Source organism: Rhizobium sp. CG5, assembly GCF_023701945.1.
In the GTDB taxonomy this organism is placed as follows: Bacteria; Pseudomonadota; Alphaproteobacteria; order Rhizobiales; family Rhizobiaceae; genus Allorhizobium.
Map to the genome: position 1 here is coordinate 408852 of NZ_JABAEF010000002.1, position 17509 is coordinate 426360.

The window sequence follows — 17509 nt, forward strand, 5'->3', positions numbered from 1 at the left end:
TCACACCGTCCTGATATAGGCGTCATATTCGACATCGGTCACGCGCAGCGAGAATTCCGCCTGTTCCTGCTGTTTGCAGGCCGTATAGAGCCCGCGGTATTTGGGCCCGAGCGCCGCATAGGCGAAACTCGACTTGGCAAAGCGCTGGATGGCATAGTCCCAGTTGGTCGGCAGCGGCTCGTGGCCGATCGCATGCTCGTCGCCGCTGATGGCGCCGCCCGGCTGGGTCTTTTCTCGCATGCCGGCGAGCGCTGCCCCCAGGATCATCGCCAGAACGAGATAGGGATTGGTATCCGAGCCCGCCACGCGGTGCTCGATACGGGTGGCGGGTTTGGAGGCGGTGATGACGCGCACCGCGGCCGAGCGGTTGTCGAAACCCCAGGAGGCATAGGTCGGCGCATGCTCGGAGGGGCGCAGCCGGCGATAGGAATTCTGGTGCGGCGCGAATACCGCCATGCTCTCGCCCATGTTGTCGAGAAGTCCGCCGACGCAGTGCATCAGCACCTCGGCCGGGCCGTCCTCGCCGACGAAGATATTGCGGCCCTCTTCGTCGAGAATCGAGAAATGCACATGCATGCCGCTGCCGGCCTGGGTGCCGTAGGGCTTGGCCATGAAGGTGGCGTCCAGATCGTGACAGCGTGCCACGCCTTTGACGATGCGTTTCAGCAACAGCGCATAATCGGCCGCCGCCAGTGCGTCGGGCACATGGTTGAGGTTGATTTCATATTGGCCCGGACCGTTTTCGCGCAGCGTCGTATCGGCCGGAACGCCTTGCGCCCGCGCGGCGGAAGAGATGCCGTAGAACACCTCCTCGAAATCCTGCAATTCCGAAATCGACAGGACCTGCGTCTGGCCGGTGTGCCAGCGCCCGTCGCGCGTATTGGGCGGGCGCACCGGATCGAGGGCCGAGCGCACCGGGTCGATCAGGTAGAATTCCAGTTCGGTGGCGACGACCGGCGTCAGCTTCAGCTTCTTGTAGCGCTCAAGCACCGCAGCCAGCACCTGGCGCGGGTCGCCATAAAAACCGCTGCCATCGGGGTTTTTCATCTCGAGCAGAACCTGGGCGGTCGGCCGCGACAGCCAGGTGACGCGCGACAAGGTGCCGGGAACCGGGAAACAGATCCCGTCCGGATCGCCCGTGCCCTCGGCCAAGCCTGCGGCATTGACGTCACGGCCCCAGACATCCAGCGCATAGACCGAACGGGGAATGGCCATGCCCTTGGTCAGTACGTCAAGCGCCCGCTCGCGCGGGATCCACTTGCCGCGTGGCACGCCGTTGACGTCGATGACGAAGGCTTCAAGCACCTCGATATCGGGGTTGGCGTCGAAAAAGGCTTTGGCTTGGCTTTCCATATCCATAAGGCACCGGCTGTTGCTCGTTGGTCTTGATCAATCGGCATGACACCACGCCGCATGCGAAAGAAACACCGCTAACGGTGCGCGCTCTTCGCGTTATAGATCAAAAACCGTGCCATGCGTCTGCCTGTCGCCTGCTGTCGTGCCGCTTCGGCCGGAGGCTGCCGAAAGACAGCGCTGCATCAGGGCCGAGTGCCTTCCGGAGGGAAGGACTAAAAAACTGGTCGAATGACCAGTTTCTATCCTAGCACTGCTTTGGCCGCAATTCCAGCCGGCCCTTTGCGATCAGGGCCATCCCTTGACGATCAGGGCTTGAAGCGTTCCGGCCGGTAGGGTTCGATGTTGAGGAACGGCTTCTCGCCGTCCATCGCCTCGGCAATCAGCCGGCCGGTGACGGGGCCAAGCGTCAGGCCGTGATGGGCATGGCCGAAGGCGAACCAGACATTGGCGTGGCGCGGCGCCTTGCCGATGATCGGCATCATATCCGGCGTGCAGGGGCGGGCGCCCATCCACGGTTCGGCATCCAGCCGTTCGCCGAGCGGGAAGATGTCGCGGGCAACCTTTTCGGCGCGCTCCAGCTGCACCGGCGTTTTCGGCGCATCGCGAAAGGCGAATTCGGCGCCGGTCGTCAGGCGGATGCCCTGGTTCATCGGCGCCAGGAAATAGCCGCGCTCGTTGTCCATCGTCCAGTTGTTGAGCGTCGCATTTCCGGTCGTGCCGTAATGCATGTGATAGCCGCGCTTGACGCCGAGGGGGAAGCGATAGCCGATGCGCTTGGTCACCTCGTCCGACCACGGACCCATGGCGACGACCACCTGGCTGGCCTCGATCGGGCCGTCGTCGGATTTGACTGTCCAGCTCTTTGCAGACCGGTTTTCGGTGAGCGTCGTCGCGTCGCCCTTGACGAAGCGGCCGCCAAGGCTCTCGAACAGTTTCAGATAGGCCAAGGTCAGGGCATGCGGATCGAGCACCGACCACGGATCCGACCATTTCAGCGCGCCGGTGAAGGTGCCGCGCAGATGCGGCTCTTCTCGGGCCAGATCGGCGGAGGACAGCTCGGTATAGCCGACGCCATAGTCGCGGGCGAGCCGCGCGGCCTCCGCATATTCGGAATCGCGCTTGGCATTGCTGCGGAAAATCTCCATCCAGCCGTTCTTGCGGATCAGATGGCCGGCGCCGGCCGCCTCCACCATCTCGCTATGCTCGCTGACCGAATGCTCGATCAGCGGCGCGTAAGCGCGGGCGATGTCGAGATGGCGCCGATGGTTGGAGTGCCACCAGTATTTGGCCAGGAACGACATGACGCTGGGCACGGCGCGGGGATGATAATGGGCGTCGATCCGGTTGTTGAAGCTGTAGCGCACCAGAAGATCGAGGTTCTGCGGGAAACCGTAAGGCACCACGCCTTCGCGCTGGATCAGGCCGGCATTGCCGAACGAGGTTTCCTCGCCGGCGCCGCGGCGGTCGAGCAGCACCACCGATTTTCCGCGACGCGCCAAATGGACGGCTGTGGAAACGCCGATAATCCCGGCGCCAAGAACGATGGCATCTGCTGACATTCACTGAATTCCGTTTTGAGATCTGGATGGCTTGCAAGGATGCAATTGCCTTTGCTGCGGCGCAAACGAAAAATGCCGGCAGGGATGAAATAGCGGTGGGCGTTGCAAAAATGTGGTCATGGCCCTCCGCTTTGGTGTTATAGCATGTCCCTGATCCCCTCCCACCGAAGGACGCACACGATGATCCGATTCGAGAAGAAGTCCGAGCCCGACCTTCCCAGTGAGGCTGCCAAGAAGACAAAGCCTGCGGAAAACACGGTCGATTACGCTTCGCTTGCCAAGCCCGTGTCGAAAAAGCGCGGCCGCAAGGACGCCACCAAGGACGACGCAGAAGAAACCCTGCTCTAAGGCAGGGTTAAGGCTGGTGACAAACCGGCAATGGGTGCGTCGTTTGGAGGTCTGCTGGAACAGCTTCGGCCATCATCCGGCCCATGACGAAGGATCGGGCCTGATCGCTGCGTGATCGCAAGCAGCACCTGCCGGGTCGCCGGGTCGCCGGGTCGGGCCATCGGCGCCTTGGCCCATTGCCGGGATCGCTTCCAATCGGAAAGGCGCCGGCCGCATGTCTCACACTTGCGTTGAGGCCTGAGGCGATCACACTTACACAGCGCCTCCTATCGCGCGTTCTAACCCTTGATTCTGACATTCGGCCGCGGCTCGATTTGGAGGGGCGTGGCCGTCCGATCGGGCTGCTCTTGGGGCGGCAGGGGATCGGCATGGTCGGCGGCCCGGATATCCGCCAGACCGTCCTCTTGCAGAAGCTGGTTGCCGATAATCTCGGCAACCAGCTGTTTCGCATAGCCGCGCATCTTGCTTGGCGGCGAGCCCATCAGGCCATTCCGGCCGGGTCGCCGATCGGCAGCAGCGCCGGATCGTTCGGATTTCGGTTATCGCCCGGCGCTTGCACGGGCGGCTTTGGGGCTTCTTCCTGCGAGCGGTCGGGCATGCCCGGTGTACCGCTTGGTCCGCGCGGCGTTTCGGCGTCAGGCCGCGGGGTGTTGGGAATGGTGGTCGGCATGGAACTCTCCCTTTTCTCTGGCGTTGGTGGCTTTGGTCATACGTGAACGAGCAGGACGGGCCGATGGTTCCGAATTGTGCATCACCGCCTTCGCAGACCGTGGCCCAAAGCCAAACGGTGGCTGTGCCTTCGAAATGCCCCTTTAGGGTTGGAAGGGTACCCTCGTCCGTCGCTTTTGAACCTTCCTATGCGCCGCAACGGGTTCGCCGATCGGGGGCCGATGATCGATTGCGCGCATGATTTCTAACGGCTTCTGCCGAATGGACAGCCCGGTGCCCAAGCACCGTCACGATATGACAAGGAGACTGATATGATGAAGAATTTTGGAATGGCGCTGACCGCTGCCACGCTCGCTCTGGCTGGCGCACAGGCCGCTGCCGCCGCTGACATGACCCCCGGCTACACGCCGCCGCCGGCCTATGATCAGGACACCGAGGGCGGCGTGAAGATCGGCAACCTGACCTGCGACATCGGCGGCGGCACAGGTTATGTGCTCGGCTCCTCCAAGCAGGCCGATTGCGTGTTCCGTTCCACCGTCGGCACCGAGCTGCTCGACAATTACACCGGCGAGATCCGCAAGCTCGGCGTCGACCTCGGCTTCACCACGCGCAGCCGTCTGATCTGGGCGGTCTTTGCACCGACCGCCGGCTACCACCGCGGCTCGCTGGCCGGCCTCTATGTCGGTGCCTCGGCCGAGGCCACTGTCGGCGCTGGCGTCGGCGCCAATGTCCTGGTGGGCGGCACATCCGGCTCGATCCACCTCCAGGCGGTCAGCGTGACCGGCCAGCTCGGCCTCAACGTCGCCGCCGGCAGCGCCTCGATGACCCTGACGCCCGCCAACTGACCCCTTGAACACCCTTCCCCTTGCGCGTGGTCTAGCAGCGCAAGGGGAAGGTCCGCCCTGCAGTCGTCGAAAGCAGCTCCAGCGGCCGATGACAAAGGCCCGCGCCGAGCGCCCATCCGACCGTTCTGTTCGCCTGGACGGGACGCGAAGTGGCCGTGAACCGGCGGTGCATGCCCGTGTGCTTTGGCCGGCACAATTGCAATCACAGCCATTCGTTGCAACAATCCCTGCCATCGGATCAGGTCGACGGGTACGGCCAGCGGATCCGGCCAACGGATGCGGCCAGCGGATGCGGCCAAGGGATGCGGCCAAGGGATGCGGAAGGAGATGCAGCATGGACCAGGTCACCGGCGGTTGCCTGTGCGGCAATGTCAGATTTCGGGCATCGGGACGCCCCTATAGGGTCGGCATCTGTCATTGCCTCGATTGCCGCAAACATCACGGCGCCCTGTTTCACGCATCGGCGATCTTTCCCGAAGCTGCGGTGACCGTCGAGGGCGAAACCCGCGACTACGCCGGCCGCTTCTTCTGCCCCCGCTGCGGCTCATCGGTGTTCGCACGCAGCGCCGACGAGGTCGAAGTGAACCTCGGCTCCCTGGACGCCCCCGACCAGTTCACGCCCACTTATGAACTCTGGACCATCCGCCGCGAATCCTGGCTGCCGGAGTTTGCGCTGGCCAGGCGATACGAGCGAGACCGCGAGGATGGCGGGCGGTTCGAGGGGTAGGGGGAACGGTGCAACGGACGGTTCCGCGGCGGCAGCCTCTGCCGTGCAAGCGAAAACGGGACTAGACATCTCGACCGATCAGGAATGAAGGGCTTTTCGGGAGAATTGGCTGGGGAACCTGGATTCGAACCAAGATTAACGGAGTCAGAGTCCGTCGTTCTACCGTTGAACTATTCCCCAACTGGGCTGCTTGGCGCTCTCATGTGCGCCTGCCGGTGAGGCGGGCTTATAAACAAAAAGATCGGCACTTGCAAATACCCCCGGCCAAAAAAACTGCAAGAAAATAGCGGAGCCGATTTCATGGCCCCGCAAAGCCCGAACGAGGTCGTGCGGGGCGGGCTTTAGCCGTTGGCCAAAAACCGTTTGGCGAAAGGCCGGGCGGCTGGTATCATTGATCCAACGAAAATCGAAAAGACGCCAGCGGCATCCCTTGATGGCTTTGCGCGGCGCGACGGAAAAAGACAGTGAAAGACCCCGAAAGCGGCCCAGCGCCGCCACTCGAAGGGGCGTCTGCGGCAAAGCGCGGGGAGAGCAATTCCTCCCGGCGTGGCAAGTCGAAGCGGAGAGGGCAGAATGCCTCCCCGCCCGCGTTGTCTGGTGTCGAGGGTCAGTCCGTCAAGGCCGACCCGGCAGGACGTTTCCCGAACCAGGATGGATCGTCTCCGGCGCGCAAGCGCAAGCGTAGACGCAAGAAAAGCACGTCCGCGGCTCTGCCCGGCGCGGCGCCTCAGGCCCGTGCGCCAGAACCCGTCATCGATTCGGCAGTGAGTGTCGCTGTGCCGGCGGACAAGGCCGGCAAGCGTCGGCGCAAATCCCGCAACAAGCGCAGCCTGCAGGGTCGGCCGCTGGTCCCCGGCAAGGCCGCCGTTCCGGCCGGTCGGCCTTCAGGGTCCGGCGCTGCTGCATCTGCAGGCCGCCCATCGGGCCATCCCGACGCGCGCGTCGTGCCGAACGGCGCGCCGTCAGGCGGATCTGCCGCAGGCGAGGCGCCATCACGGCCGGCGGTGGCCGCCGCACCCCATATCCCCGATCTCTATGCCGCGCTCGATCTCGGCACCAACAATTGCCGCCTGCTGATCGCCCAGCCGACCAAGCCCGGCCAGTTCCGCGTCGTCGATGCCTTTTCGCGCATCGTCCGGCTTGGCGAGGGGCTCGCCGCCAGCGGCCGCCTGTCGCCGGAGGCCATGGACCGGGCGGTCGAGGCGCTGCGCATCTGCGCCGCCAAGCTGGCCGGTCGCGAGATCCGCCGCATGCGGTTGATCGCCACCGAGGCCTGCCGGGCCGCCGCAAACGGCGAGGAGTTTTTGCGCCGCGTCGTCGAGGAGACCGGGCTGGACCTGGAAATCATCGATCGCGAAACCGAGGCGCGGCTGGCGGTGTCGGGCTGCTCCTCGCTGGTCGGCCGCGAAACCCGCTCGGTCGTGCTGTTCGATATCGGCGGCGGATCCTCCGAGATCGCCGTGATCCGCATTGCCGACAATCGCTCCAGCCGGCTTGCCAATCATATTACCCATTGGACCTCCCTGCCGGTCGGCGTCGTCACGTTGTCGGAGCGCCATGGCGGCCGCGACGTGTCGCCGGCGATTTTCGAGGCGATGATCGACGAGGTGGCGGCCATGCTCGATCGTTTCGATTGCCCCCCGCTTGCCGATCTCGGCCTTTCCGATGCGGCGGAGGATTTTCACCTGATCGGCACATCGGGGACGGTCACGACGCTGGCCGGCGTGCATCTCGATCTGCCGCGCTACGATCGCCGCCGGGTCGATGGTCTGTGGCTGTCGGACGACGAGGTCACGGCCATGCAGGCCAAGCTTTTGTCCTGGGATTATTCCAGCCGCGCCGCCAATGCCTGTATCGGCCCGGATCGCGCCGATCTGGTGCTGGCCGGCTGCGCCATCCTGGAGGCGATCCGCAGGCGCTGGCCGTCGAACCGCATGCGGGTCGCCGATCGGGGCTTGAGGGAAGGTCTTCTGACCGACATGATGGCGGATGACGGCGTCTGGCGACGCCATCGACCGCGGCGGCCGAACGGCCCAAGAGAGCGTTGAGCACGGGACATAGCATGGCTAAAGCATCGATCGGTGGAAACCGGACCGGCCGTAAACTCGGCCAGAGGGTCAAGAAGGGCAAGCTCAAGGCATCGTCGCGGCGGTGGCTGGAGCGCCATATCAACGATCCCTATGTGCAGCGCGCCAAGCTCGAGGGCTATCGCGCCCGCGCCGCCTTCAAGCTGCTGGAGATCGACGAGAAGCACCAGATCCTCAAAGGCGCCCAGCGCATCATCGACCTCGGTGCCGCACCTGGCAGCTGGTCGCAGATCGCCGCCAATGTCACCGGCTCGACCGATAGCGATATCCGCGTCGCGGCCATCGATTTTCTCGAAATGGACCAGTTGCCGGGTGTGAAGATCCTGCAGCTCGACTTTCTCGATGCCGATGCGCCGCGCCAGCTGATCGAGGCGGTCGGCGGCATGCCCGATGTGGTGATTTCCGACATGGCGGCGCCCACCACCGGCCACCAGCGCACCGACCATCTGCGCACCATGCATCTGTGCGAGGTCGCGGCCTATTTCGCCATCGACGTGCTGGCCGAAGGCGGCCATTTCCTGGCAAAGACCTTTCAGGGCGGCACGGAAAAGGACCTGCTCAACCTGCTCAAGAAGAATTTCAAGCAGGTCATCCATATCAAGCCGGGCGCCTCGCGCGCCGAATCGGTCGAGATGTTCCTGCTCGCCAAGGGCTTCAAGGGCCGCGAGGGCAATATGATCGTCGGTCACCATGACGAGGGCGAGGTGGGCCCCAGCCACGATGCCCGCGAGGATGCCACCGCCGACGAGAACCAGGATTGAGGAAAAACGGCCGCGATGCTGCTCTATGTCACCCTCGGCTCGACGGATCTCGTCCGCTCGAAGCGCTTCTACGATGCGGCCCTGGCCGTGCTTGGGCTGCAGTGCCGCGTCAGCAAGGACGATGAGATCGGCTATGGGGCGGACGGCGATGGTCGCTGCCGCCTGTGGCTGCTCACGCCGGTGAATGGCGAGCCCCAGACGGTCGGCAATGGATCGATGATCGCGCTTGACGCGCAAAGCCGCGCTGCGGTCGATGCCTTTTACCAGGCAGCCCTTGCCCAGGGCGGAACGGACGAGGGCGCGCCGGGCCTGCGGCCCTATCATGCACATTTCTATGCCTGTTACGTGCGCGATCCGGACGGCAACAAGCTGTCGGCTGTCTGCGAGACGCCGGAATAGCTCTCGCGGCAGCTCAAGCTCCGCCTTACTTGACCGGCATTTCCTCATGCGCCTTTGCCACCCCATGGCCGGACACGGCGGCGCCGGCATTGGGCGAGAGCGTCAGGAACGGCAGGGCTGCCAGCAACGACAGCCCGGTGACGATCGCAAAGGCCAGATGGAAATCGCCAAGACCGAGCGGTGCGCCGCTGATGAGGACGCTGGCCTCCAGGATCGCCGCAGCCACGGCCACGCCGAGCGCCTGGCTTACCTGCTGCAGCACGGACCCGACCGAGGTCGCCTGGCTGGCCTGGTCGTCTTCGATATCCGAATAGCTGAGCGCATTGACACCGGTGAAGAAGAACGACCGGGCAAATCCGGCCATCAGCAGCACGGTGGAAATCAGGATAGTGGAGGTCTCCGGCGTGAAGAAGGCCGAGGGCAGGGTGGTGGCGGCGGCAAACAGCGGTGCGGCGATCAGCATGCGGCGGAAACCGACGGCGGCAAACACCCGCCGGGCGGCAAATTTCGTGGTAATGGCGCCGATCGCCCCGGTAAAGGTGATCATCCCGGATTGAAACGGCGTCAGCCCGAAGCCGAGCTGCAGCATCAGCGGCATCAGGAAGGGAATGGCGCCGGTCGAAATCCGGAACAATGTGCCGCCGATCGAGGCGGCGCGGAAATTGCGGTTCTGGAAGAGAGTCAGATTGATCAGCGGCGCCCTGTGGCGGCGGGCATGGTGCACGAACAGCACGGCGCCAAGGACGCCCGACACCATGGCGGCAACGCCGACGATCGGCGGCAGGGCGGGCAGGCTGACGACCGACAGGCCGAAGACGATGCCGGCGGTGGCCAGCGCACAATAGAAAAAGCCCTTGACGTCGACCGGCGGCGGATTGGTGGCCGGCACCTCCGGCAGGTAGATGGTCGCCAGCCAGACGCCGAGAAAGCCGATCGGCACATTGATCAGAAAAATCCAGTGCCAGGAGAAATAGGTGGTGATGAAGCCGCCGATCGGCGGTCCGCTCAACGGACCGACCAGCGCCGGAATGGTCAGAAGCGCCATGGCCGACACGAGATCGCTGCGCTTGGTGGTGCGCAGCAGCACCAGCCGCCCGACCGGCGTCATCATCGCCCCGCCCATGCCCTGCAGGAAGCGGGCGCCGACAAAGGCAAACAGCGAGGAGGACATGGCGCACAGCACCGATCCGAGCACGAAGACCAGGATCGCCAGCCGGAAGATCCGCTTGGCCCCGAATCGGTCGGCCATCCAGCCGCTGACCGGGATGAAGATCGCCAGCGCCACCATATAGGAGGTCAGCGCCAACTTCAGCGTGATCGGCCCGACATGGAGATCGGCTGCGATCGCCGGCAGCGCCGTGGCAATGACGGTGGAATCCATCTGCTCCATGAAGAGCGCGACGGCAAGGATAAGCGGAACGATGCGGTTCATCCGGTAAACACCCTGGAACTGGGGACCTGTGGCGGGGCGGTAAGGCGCGATCCTTCTACCTCCGCAGTGCCGCGCTGCCAATGCCAGATCGGCAAAGTTTCAGCCATCCGTTCACGTCTGCGTGAGGCTGGTGTTCTTCGAGGCTTGCGCCTCTATCTTGGCAAGGGCCCGGTCCAGACGGATCGGCAAGGCAAACAGGAGGGTAGGATGGTTTCATTGAACAGACGCGTATTGCTGGGGGCGGCCGGCATGGGCGCGCTTTCGGCGCCTTATCTCATGACCCGCAGCGCGCAGGCCCAGGCGCAGGCGACCAGCACGACGATGGACATCGATCACGCCATGCCGCCGGAAACCCATCGGTTCAAGGTCGGAACGTTCGAAGTCGTGGTGGTGAAGGATGGCGCAAGGCCGTCCGGCGCACCGGCCGAGACCTTCGGCACCAATCAGTCGGCCGAAGCGGTCGCCGATCTGTTGAAGCAGAATTTCCTGCCCCCTGACCAGTTCGTCAACAGCTTTGCGCCTGTACTCGTCAATACCGGCTCCGAGGTCGTGCTGTTTGACACCGGCCTTGGTGCGGCAGGACGCGCCCAGGGCGGCGGACGCCTGATCGAAGGCCTGACGGCCGCCGGTTATAACCAGGAAGACGTGACGATCGTCGTGCTCACCCATATGCATGGCGACCATATCGGCGGACTGATGGAAAGCGGCAAGCCGGCCTTCCCCAATGCCCGCTATGTGACCGGCCAGGCCGAATATGATTTCTGGGTCGATCCGGCCCGCGCCGGCACGCCGGCCGAGAGCGGCCAGAAGGGTGTGCTGGCCAATGTGAAGCCGCTGGCCGACAAGATGACCTTCATCGCCGATGGCGCCGATGTGGTGACCGGCATCAGCGCCATGGCGGCCTTCGGTCACTCGCCGGGCCACATGATCTATCGGCTGCAGTCGGAAGGACGCCAGCTTGTGCTGACCGCCGACACCGCCAACCATTTCGTGCTGTCCTTGCAGAAGCCGGAGTGGGAAGTGCGTTTCGACATGGACAAGGCCGCTGCTGCCCAAAGCCGCAAGACAGTCTTCGACATGCTGGCCACCGACAAAGTCGCCTTCCTCGGCTATCACATGCCGTTCCCGGCGGTCGGCTATGTCGAACCGCTCGATACCGGCTACCGTTTCGTGCCGAAGGCCTATCAGTTCGATCTCTGACCTTCGCCTGATCGCAAGATGGCGATCCGCATCGCCCGCCGGGCGGTGCGGATCATCGCGTTTGCGGAGAGGTCGGAAAGGCGCTTTCAGCGGCCTTCGTACATCGAGCGTGCCGTATCCTTCAGCAGGGAGGTCATGCGCTGGCGGATCTCGTCATCGAGAACCGTGACGCCGGCGGCATCGAAATCCTGGCGAAGCCGGGCAAAGACGCCATCCTTTTGGGTCACGTCGGCAGCGATCAGGTCTTTGGCATAAGCGTCGGCATCGGCCTTGCCCATGATGGCGGCGGCCCATAGGCCAATCAATCCATTGCGCCGCGCCTGCGCCTTGAACAAGAGCTCTTCGTCATGCATGAATTTGTTTTCGAATGCCTGCGCCCGCTTCTGTAGTGTGGTCATTTTGATCGCCCCTGTATTTGAACTGTTCTCAGTCGGCCTCATGACTTGGCGGGCCGTGACCGGTTTTGTACAGGCAAAGATTTTAAGAACCGCTAGGAGACAGGCTAAAAGATGGATGAATGACATATGTCAAATCGCGGCTGGAGGCTCAACCTGTAGCTGACGGTCGAACAGGTTCTGTCGCCAAGCTCCGCAGACCGCGTCACAAATCCCGCGGCGACTGGCCAAGCGCAAGCTCTGACACCAATAGGGCAACTGACTGCTCCACGTCCTGATTCGCAGTGTCGATAACCAGGGGGCTCTGTCCCCAATCGTCGTAATGTCGGGCTGTAATTTCTTCCCAGGTCGGCTTTCTCAGCCCCGGAACATCGGTTGTCCGCGTTTCCGCCCGTCGGCGATGTTCATTTTTATCGGAACAGATAATCTCTATTTCGACGGATGGCGCCGCCGATCGTCCTGCAACCGAAAGCCAGGCATCTCGAGTTACCTTCAGGCAATTCACAGAATCCGCAATGACCGTATTGCCGAGCTTCAGATTGTCTTCCGCGATCCCATAGGCGACCATATATCCCGCTGGGCCGACCTCCGATTTCAACATCGCAGACGCTCGTATATTTTGCTCGACTGTATCGACGCGGACATAGACCGCGCCGAGTTCCTTCGCCAAAGCACGAGCGATCGTCGTTTTTCCTGTGCCCGGCAAGCCGCCAAGAATGATGAGCATGAAGATTTTCTTCCCATTGTTCATGAGCCCTCGGACCCTCCACACGAGGATTCTCGATCCGAATGGCATGGTACATTTTCGCCGTGACACATTGATCACGACCAGCGGCCGATCGCAAAAGGCCTCCCGAACAGATTTCCAGTATGATAGCCGCTTGAACGTCGATGCCACGACGGGATCGGGCCCCATTTCAGGTGGGGGCCAAAGCCGGCTATTTTTTGCTATTCCCTTCCTGTCATAGACGTGTTACCTGCCCTCGCCAACTTCCAAGCAATTCTTGCAGGAGCAGCCGGGCGGATGATTCGTTCCGGGCGGCTTTGCATTTTCAAAACGAAGGAAATTGGCAATGGCACGCATCGTAATCTCGGCCACCGGCGCGGAAGCGCTCACCTTTGACGATGTCCTCCTGCAGCCCGGACATTCCGAAGTCATGCCGGGGCAGACCAATATCGCCACCCGCATTTCAAGAGACATCGATCTGTCCCTGCCGATCCTGTCGTCGGCCATGGACACGGTCACCGAGAGCCGGCTTGCCATTGCCATGGCGCAATCGGGCGGCATGGGCGTCATCCACCGCAATCTGACGCCGATCGAGCAGGCCGAAGAGGTCCGCCAGGTCAAGAAATTCGAAAGCGGCATGGTCGTCAACCCGGTCACCATCGGCCCGGATGCCACGCTTGCCGAAGCGCTGTCGCTGATGAAGTCGCACGGCATTTCCGGTATCCCGGTCGTCGAGGGCAACAGTCGCCCTGGTCGCCTGGTCGGCATCCTGACCAATCGCGACGTGCGCTTTGCCTCCGATCCGACCCAGAAGATCCACGAATTGATGACCCACCAGAACCTGATCACCGTCAGGGATGGCGTCGACCAGGGCGAGGCCAAGCGCCTGCTGCACACCCATCGCATCGAAAAGCTTGTGGTCGTCGACAATGAAGGCCGTTGCGTCGGCCTGATCACCGTCAAGGATATCGAGAAGTCGCAGCTCAATCCCCATGCCGCCAAGGATGCGCAAGGCAGACTGCGGGTCGCCGCCGCCATTTCCACCGGTGAAGACGGCCGCGAACGGGCCGAGCGCCTGATCGAAGCCGGCGTCGACGTCATCGTCGTCGATACCGCCCACGGCCATAGCCAGAAGGTGCTGGACGCCGTGGCCGAGGTGAAGAAGATGTCGAATGCCATTCGCATCATCGCCGGCAATGTCGCCACCAGCGAAGGCACCCGCGCCCTGATCGATGCCGGCGCCGACTGCATCAAGGTCGGCATCGGCCCCGGCTCGATCTGCACCACCCGCATTGTTGCCGGCGTCGGCGTTCCGCAGCTCGCCGCCGTCATGGCGGCGGTCGAAGAGGCCAACAAGCACGGCATTCCGGTTATCGCCGATGGCGGCATCAAGTTTTCCGGCGACGTTGCCAAGGCGATTGCCGCCGGCGCTTCTGCCGTCATGGTCGGCTCGCTGCTGGCCGGCACCGACGAAAGCCCCGGCGAGGTCTATCTCTACCAGGGCCGCTCCTTCAAGGCCTATCGCGGCATGGGCTCGGTGGGCGCCATGGCCCGCGGTTCGGCCGACCGCTATTTCCAGGCTGAGGTGCGCGACACCCTGAAGCTGGTGCCGGAAGGCATCGAAGGCCAGGTCCCCTACAAGGGCCCGGTCTCGGCCGTGCTGCACCAGCTGGCCGGCGGGCTGAAGGCAGCCATGGGCTATGTCGGCGGCAAGGACATCAAGGATTTCCAGGAGAAGGCCACCTTCGTGCGCATTTCCGGTGCGGGCTTGCGCGAAAGCCATCCGCATGGCGTGACCATCACCCGCGAAAGCCCGAACTATCCGGGCGGCGCATGATCCGCCTGCCCATCAGCATGTAATCAAAGGCCCGAAATCGGTTGCGATATTCGGGCCTTTTTCTTATGGCTTGGCATTCATGCGGAAAGGAAAACGACATGACCGGTTTTGAACTGTTCTGGCCCCTTGTGGCCCATGCCTTCCTGGTCTTCTGCCTTTATGGCCTGTTGGTCCTGCGCCGGGCAAGCGTCGTCAAATCGGGACTGGTCGAGCGCGAGGCGTTCCGGGAGAATCGCGACGAACCCACGGAGAGCCGCGTGGTCAACCGCGCCATTGCCAACCAGTTCGAACTGCCTGTGCTGTTCTACGCGGTCTCGATCCTGCTCTATATCGTCGATGCCGACAATGTCGTAGCCGTTGCCCTGGCCTGGCTGTTTGTCGCCACCCGTTACGCCCATGCCTTCGTGCATGTCACGGCCAATCGGCTGATGCTGCGCCGGCCGCTGTTCATGGCGGGCTTCGTCGCACTCTTTGCCCTGTGGATCTGGCTGGCGGGCTGGATGGCCTTTTCCTGACCCAGCCCGCCTTTTGAGCTAGTGTGACGGTTCGTTGCCGCCCGCTCGCATGCCGCTCAGCATCCGCTCGAAGGCCTCGTCGCCGTGCCGGTGGCCGACCACCTCGTAGCCGATCACAGCGACCGCGGGCGCCAGCATCAGCAGCGTCAGGCAGACGGTCATGCTGACGCCGAAACCGGCGCAGACCACCGGAAGGACGATGAACAGCGCCGTGCCGGCCAGCAGCCAGACATGGAACCGATCTCGCTCTCCGAGAAGATAGGTGTGGAGCGCGAAGATCGTCAGGATGTAAAGGCCGACCGGAAGGGCGACGGTGAGCAGCGTCGCCACCGCGCCGATATGGGCCTCGTGCTCGATATAATAGGCGGCGACATGCAGGCCGGCGCCGGTGGCGGCGATCGCCGCGAAGATCAGCATGTGCCCATAGCCCCAGACGAAGGCGCGGTCCCGCCTGATATGCAGCACTTTGGCGGAGGGCAGCATGAAATAGAGCCACCACATGCCGAAGGTCAGGCCGGTTCCGGCAACGCACATCAGCACGGTGTCCATGCTCCATCCCTGGCTCTCGACGATGGCCGAGATCGACGCGACCGTGCCGATCACCCCTTCGCCGAGCGCAATGATGGCCAGCAGGCCGTAGCGCTCGGCAATGTGATGGGCATGCCAGGGAGTACCGTTGCCCAGGCGCTCGGCCACGATCGGGCCGGCCAGTTCGAAGATGCCAAGCGCCAGGATGCAGGCCGCCGTCGGCAGGAGAGGCAGGTCGACAAAAATCAGAATGGTCCAGCCGATCTGCGCGGTGAAGATCCAGCCGGCATAAAACAGGCAGGCGGCGCGGCCGCCGGGATATTGCCGCGCCGCCCGCAGCCATTGAAAAATCATCGCCACCCGCATGATGACATAACCCATCACCATCACGGCATTGTCGATATATCCGCCGTGGTCCAGCGACGTGAACATCCGCGGTAGTCCGACGGCCAGGATCAGCACGCCGATCATCTGGATCATGGTCGTGACGCGGTAGATCCAGTCGTCCGTATCGAAGGCGGAGGCGAACCAGGAGAAATTGATCCAGGCCAGGCAGATGGCAAACATCGCGAAGGCGAAGCTACCCAATCCGACGGCAAAATGGCCCTCCGCCATAAGATGCGCAAAAGGCGAGGCGGCTGCGCTGAAGGCGATGACGAATGTCAGGTCGAACAGCAGTTCGAGCGGTGTCGCCACCCGGTGCGCTTCATGCGGATCGCGGCCTCGCATGAGGATCGCACGATGATGAGGCAGATGGGGCGAGGGTTCATGGGACATCGGCGACAGGCTCTCTCGATCACGGTGGCACAGGGAACCGACTCCTTGCCTATTATCAATTGTCCGGTTTCGTAAATATTGGTCAAGCCGGTCTGCCGCAAAAGCCGGCCCGAAACTGCCATCTCGGCCGTCGGCTATCGCCCGCTGGAGGCGCTGTCGCAAAGACGCGACCCTTGTGGTTGCACAAATCTCTCCGAAGTTGACATGTATCAACGATCTCCATCCCATTTCCGCTAGGTTCCCCTCGCGTTCGCAATTCCGAACGGCGAGCAGCGCGGGTTTGATCTGCACACCGTCAATTTTCAAGGGAGACATTCATGGCATCGATGATGAAAGCCGCCGTGGTACGGGAATTCGGCAAGCCGCTGACGATTGAAGACATGCCTATCCCGGAGCCGGGTCCCGGCCAGATCCTCGTCAAGTATGAGGCAACCGGGGTCTGCCACACCGACCTGCATGCCGCCAATGGTGATTGGCCGGTCAAGCCCAATCCGCCCTTCGTCCCCGGCCACGAGGGCGTCGGCTATGTCGCCAAGCTCGGCGCCGGCGTTTCGCGCATCAAGGAAGGTGACCGCGTCGGCGTGCCGTGGCTGCACACCGCCTGCGGCTGCTGCTCGCCCTGCCGCACCGGTTGGGAAACGCTTTGCGGCAGCCAGCAGAATACCGGCTATTCGGTCAACGGCACCTTCGCCCAATATGGCCTTGCCGATCCGGATTTTGTCGGCCGCCTGCCGGACAATCTGGACTTCGGCGCGGCAGCACCCGTGCTGTGCGCCGGCGTCACGGTCTACAAGGGCCTGAAGGAGACCGAAGTGCGCCCCGGTGAATGGGTGGTCATATCAGGCATCGGCGGTCTCGGCCACATGGCCGTGCAATATGCCAAGGCCATGGGCATGCATGTGGTCGCTGCTGATATCCACGAGGACAAGCTGAAGCTTGCCAAGGATCTCGGCGCCGATATCGTCGTCGACGGCACGGCCAAGGACGCCATCGAGCAGGTGCAGAAGGCAACCGGCGGCGTGCATGGCGCGCTCGTTACCGCCGTTTCGCCCAAGGCCATGGAACAGGCCTACGGCTTCCTGCGCTCCAAGGGCACCATGGCGCTGGTCGGCTTGCCGCCGGGCTTCATCTCGCTGCCGGTATTCGAAACGGTCCTGAAGCGCATCACCGTGCGCGGCTCGATCGTCGGCACCCGCCAGGATCTTGAGGAATCGCTGGTGTTTGCCGGCGAGGGCAAGGTGGCCGCCCATTATTCCTGGGACAAGATCGAGAATATCAATGCCATCTTCAAGCGCATGGAAGAAGGCAAGATCGACGGCCGTATCGTTCTCGACCTCAACTGAGGCG

18 protein-coding genes and 1 tRNA gene are annotated in these 17509 nt (G+C 63.2%); 10 read left to right on the top strand and 9 right to left on the bottom strand.

The window, feature by feature from the left end:
- Positions 1-1359 carry a glutamine synthetase family protein gene (locus HGO38_RS05330; RefSeq protein WP_250954872.1) on the bottom strand — a complete coding sequence of 453 codons (1359 nt, stop codon included), beginning with the start codon at positions 1357-1359 and terminating at the stop codon, positions 1-3.
- Positions 1360-1661: 302 nt separating this feature from the next.
- Complete coding sequence (locus HGO38_RS05335) at positions 1662-2915, bottom strand: NAD(P)/FAD-dependent oxidoreductase (RefSeq protein WP_250954873.1); 1254 nt, start codon at positions 2913-2915, stop codon at positions 1662-1664.
- 180 nt (positions 2916-3095) lie between these two features.
- Between HGO38_RS05335 and HGO38_RS05340 the strand changes: the two genes are divergently transcribed.
- Complete coding sequence (locus HGO38_RS05340) at positions 3096-3263, top strand: hypothetical protein (protein ID WP_250954874.1); 168 nt, start codon at positions 3096-3098, stop codon at positions 3261-3263.
- Positions 3264-3541: 278 nt separating this feature from the next.
- Here HGO38_RS05340 and HGO38_RS05345 read toward each other — a convergent pair whose 3' ends face one another.
- Positions 3542-3745, bottom strand: a complete 204-nt coding sequence (locus HGO38_RS05345; protein WP_250954875.1) for a hypothetical protein — start codon at positions 3743-3745, stop codon at positions 3542-3544.
- Positions 3745-3933, bottom strand: a complete 189-nt coding sequence (locus tag HGO38_RS05350; RefSeq protein ID WP_250954876.1) for a hypothetical protein — start codon at positions 3931-3933, stop codon at positions 3745-3747. Before HGO38_RS05350 ends, HGO38_RS05345 begins: the two co-directional genes overlap by 1 nt.
- A 310-nt stretch (positions 3934-4243) precedes the next feature.
- Here HGO38_RS05350 and HGO38_RS05355 point away from each other — a divergent pair, with 310 nt between their 5' ends.
- A complete protein-coding gene (locus HGO38_RS05355) occupies positions 4244-4777 on the top strand; it encodes a DUF992 domain-containing protein (RefSeq protein ID WP_250954877.1) in 534 nt (177 codons plus the stop codon).
- A 334-nt stretch (positions 4778-5111) separates the two neighbouring features.
- Positions 5112-5504, top strand: coding sequence for a GFA family protein (locus tag HGO38_RS05360; RefSeq protein ID WP_250954878.1), 393 nt, complete (start codon positions 5112-5114; stop codon positions 5502-5504).
- 106 nt (positions 5505-5610) lie between these two features.
- Here HGO38_RS05360 and HGO38_RS05365 read toward each other — a convergent pair.
- Positions 5611-5684: transfer RNA gene (locus HGO38_RS05365), tRNA-Gln, on the bottom strand.
- A 284-nt stretch (positions 5685-5968) separates the two neighbouring features.
- Here HGO38_RS05365 and HGO38_RS05370 point away from each other — a divergent pair.
- Genes HGO38_RS05370 through HGO38_RS05380 form a run of 3 tightly spaced genes read left to right on the top strand, consistent with a single transcriptional unit; the run spans position 5969 to position 8751 of the window.
- Entirely contained in the window at positions 5969-7552 is a 1584-nt protein-coding gene (locus HGO38_RS05370; protein ID WP_250954879.1) for a Ppx/GppA phosphatase family protein, read from the top strand.
- Positions 7553-7566: 14 nt separating this feature from the next.
- Positions 7567-8352 carry an RlmE family RNA methyltransferase gene (locus HGO38_RS05375; protein WP_250954880.1) on the top strand — a complete coding sequence of 262 codons (786 nt, stop codon included), beginning with the start codon at positions 7567-7569 and terminating at the stop codon, positions 8350-8352.
- 15 nt (positions 8353-8367) lie between these two features.
- Positions 8368-8751, top strand: a complete 384-nt coding sequence (locus HGO38_RS05380) for a VOC family protein (protein WP_250954881.1) — start codon at positions 8368-8370, stop codon at positions 8749-8751.
- A 25-nt stretch (positions 8752-8776) separates the two neighbouring features.
- On the opposite strand, the gene HGO38_RS05385 is transcribed toward HGO38_RS05380, so the two are convergent.
- A complete protein-coding gene (locus HGO38_RS05385; RefSeq protein ID WP_250954882.1) occupies positions 8777-10183 on the bottom strand; it encodes a DHA2 family efflux MFS transporter permease subunit in 1407 nt (468 codons plus the stop codon).
- Between the two features lie 207 nt (positions 10184-10390).
- On the opposite strand from HGO38_RS05385, the gene HGO38_RS05390 reads away from it, so the two are divergent.
- Positions 10391-11383, top strand: coding sequence for an MBL fold metallo-hydrolase (locus tag HGO38_RS05390; RefSeq protein WP_250954883.1), 993 nt, complete (start codon positions 10391-10393; stop codon positions 11381-11383).
- 86 nt (positions 11384-11469) lie between these two features.
- Here the strand turns inward: HGO38_RS05390 and HGO38_RS05395 are convergent, their stop codons facing one another.
- Positions 11470-11781, bottom strand: a complete 312-nt coding sequence (locus HGO38_RS05395; RefSeq protein ID WP_250954884.1) for a DUF1476 domain-containing protein — start codon at positions 11779-11781, stop codon at positions 11470-11472.
- Between the two features lie 202 nt (positions 11782-11983).
- Positions 11984-12505, bottom strand: a complete 522-nt coding sequence (locus HGO38_RS05400) for a P-loop nucleotide/nucleoside kinase family protein (RefSeq protein WP_250954999.1) — start codon at positions 12503-12505, stop codon at positions 11984-11986.
- Positions 12506-12851: 346 nt separating this feature from the next.
- Here HGO38_RS05400 and guaB point away from each other — a divergent pair, with 346 nt between their 5' ends.
- Entirely contained in the window at positions 12852-14342 is a 1491-nt protein-coding gene (gene guaB, locus HGO38_RS05405) for an IMP dehydrogenase (protein ID WP_250954885.1), read from the top strand.
- A gap of 98 nt (positions 14343-14440) precedes the next feature.
- Positions 14441-14857 (top strand): MAPEG family protein, encoded by a 417-nt coding sequence (locus HGO38_RS05410; protein ID WP_250954886.1) that lies wholly within the window; start codon positions 14441-14443, stop codon positions 14855-14857.
- A gap of 18 nt (positions 14858-14875) precedes the next feature.
- Here the strand turns inward: HGO38_RS05410 and HGO38_RS05415 are convergent, their stop codons facing one another.
- Positions 14876-16162, bottom strand: a complete 1287-nt coding sequence (locus tag HGO38_RS05415) for a low temperature requirement protein A (RefSeq protein ID WP_250954887.1) — start codon at positions 16160-16162, stop codon at positions 14876-14878.
- Between the two features lie 317 nt (positions 16163-16479).
- Here HGO38_RS05415 and adhP point away from each other — a divergent pair, with 317 nt between their 5' ends.
- Entirely contained in the window at positions 16480-17505 is a 1026-nt protein-coding gene (adhP, locus tag HGO38_RS05420) for an alcohol dehydrogenase AdhP (RefSeq protein ID WP_250954888.1), read from the top strand.
- Positions 17506-17509 lie beyond the last annotated feature (4 nt).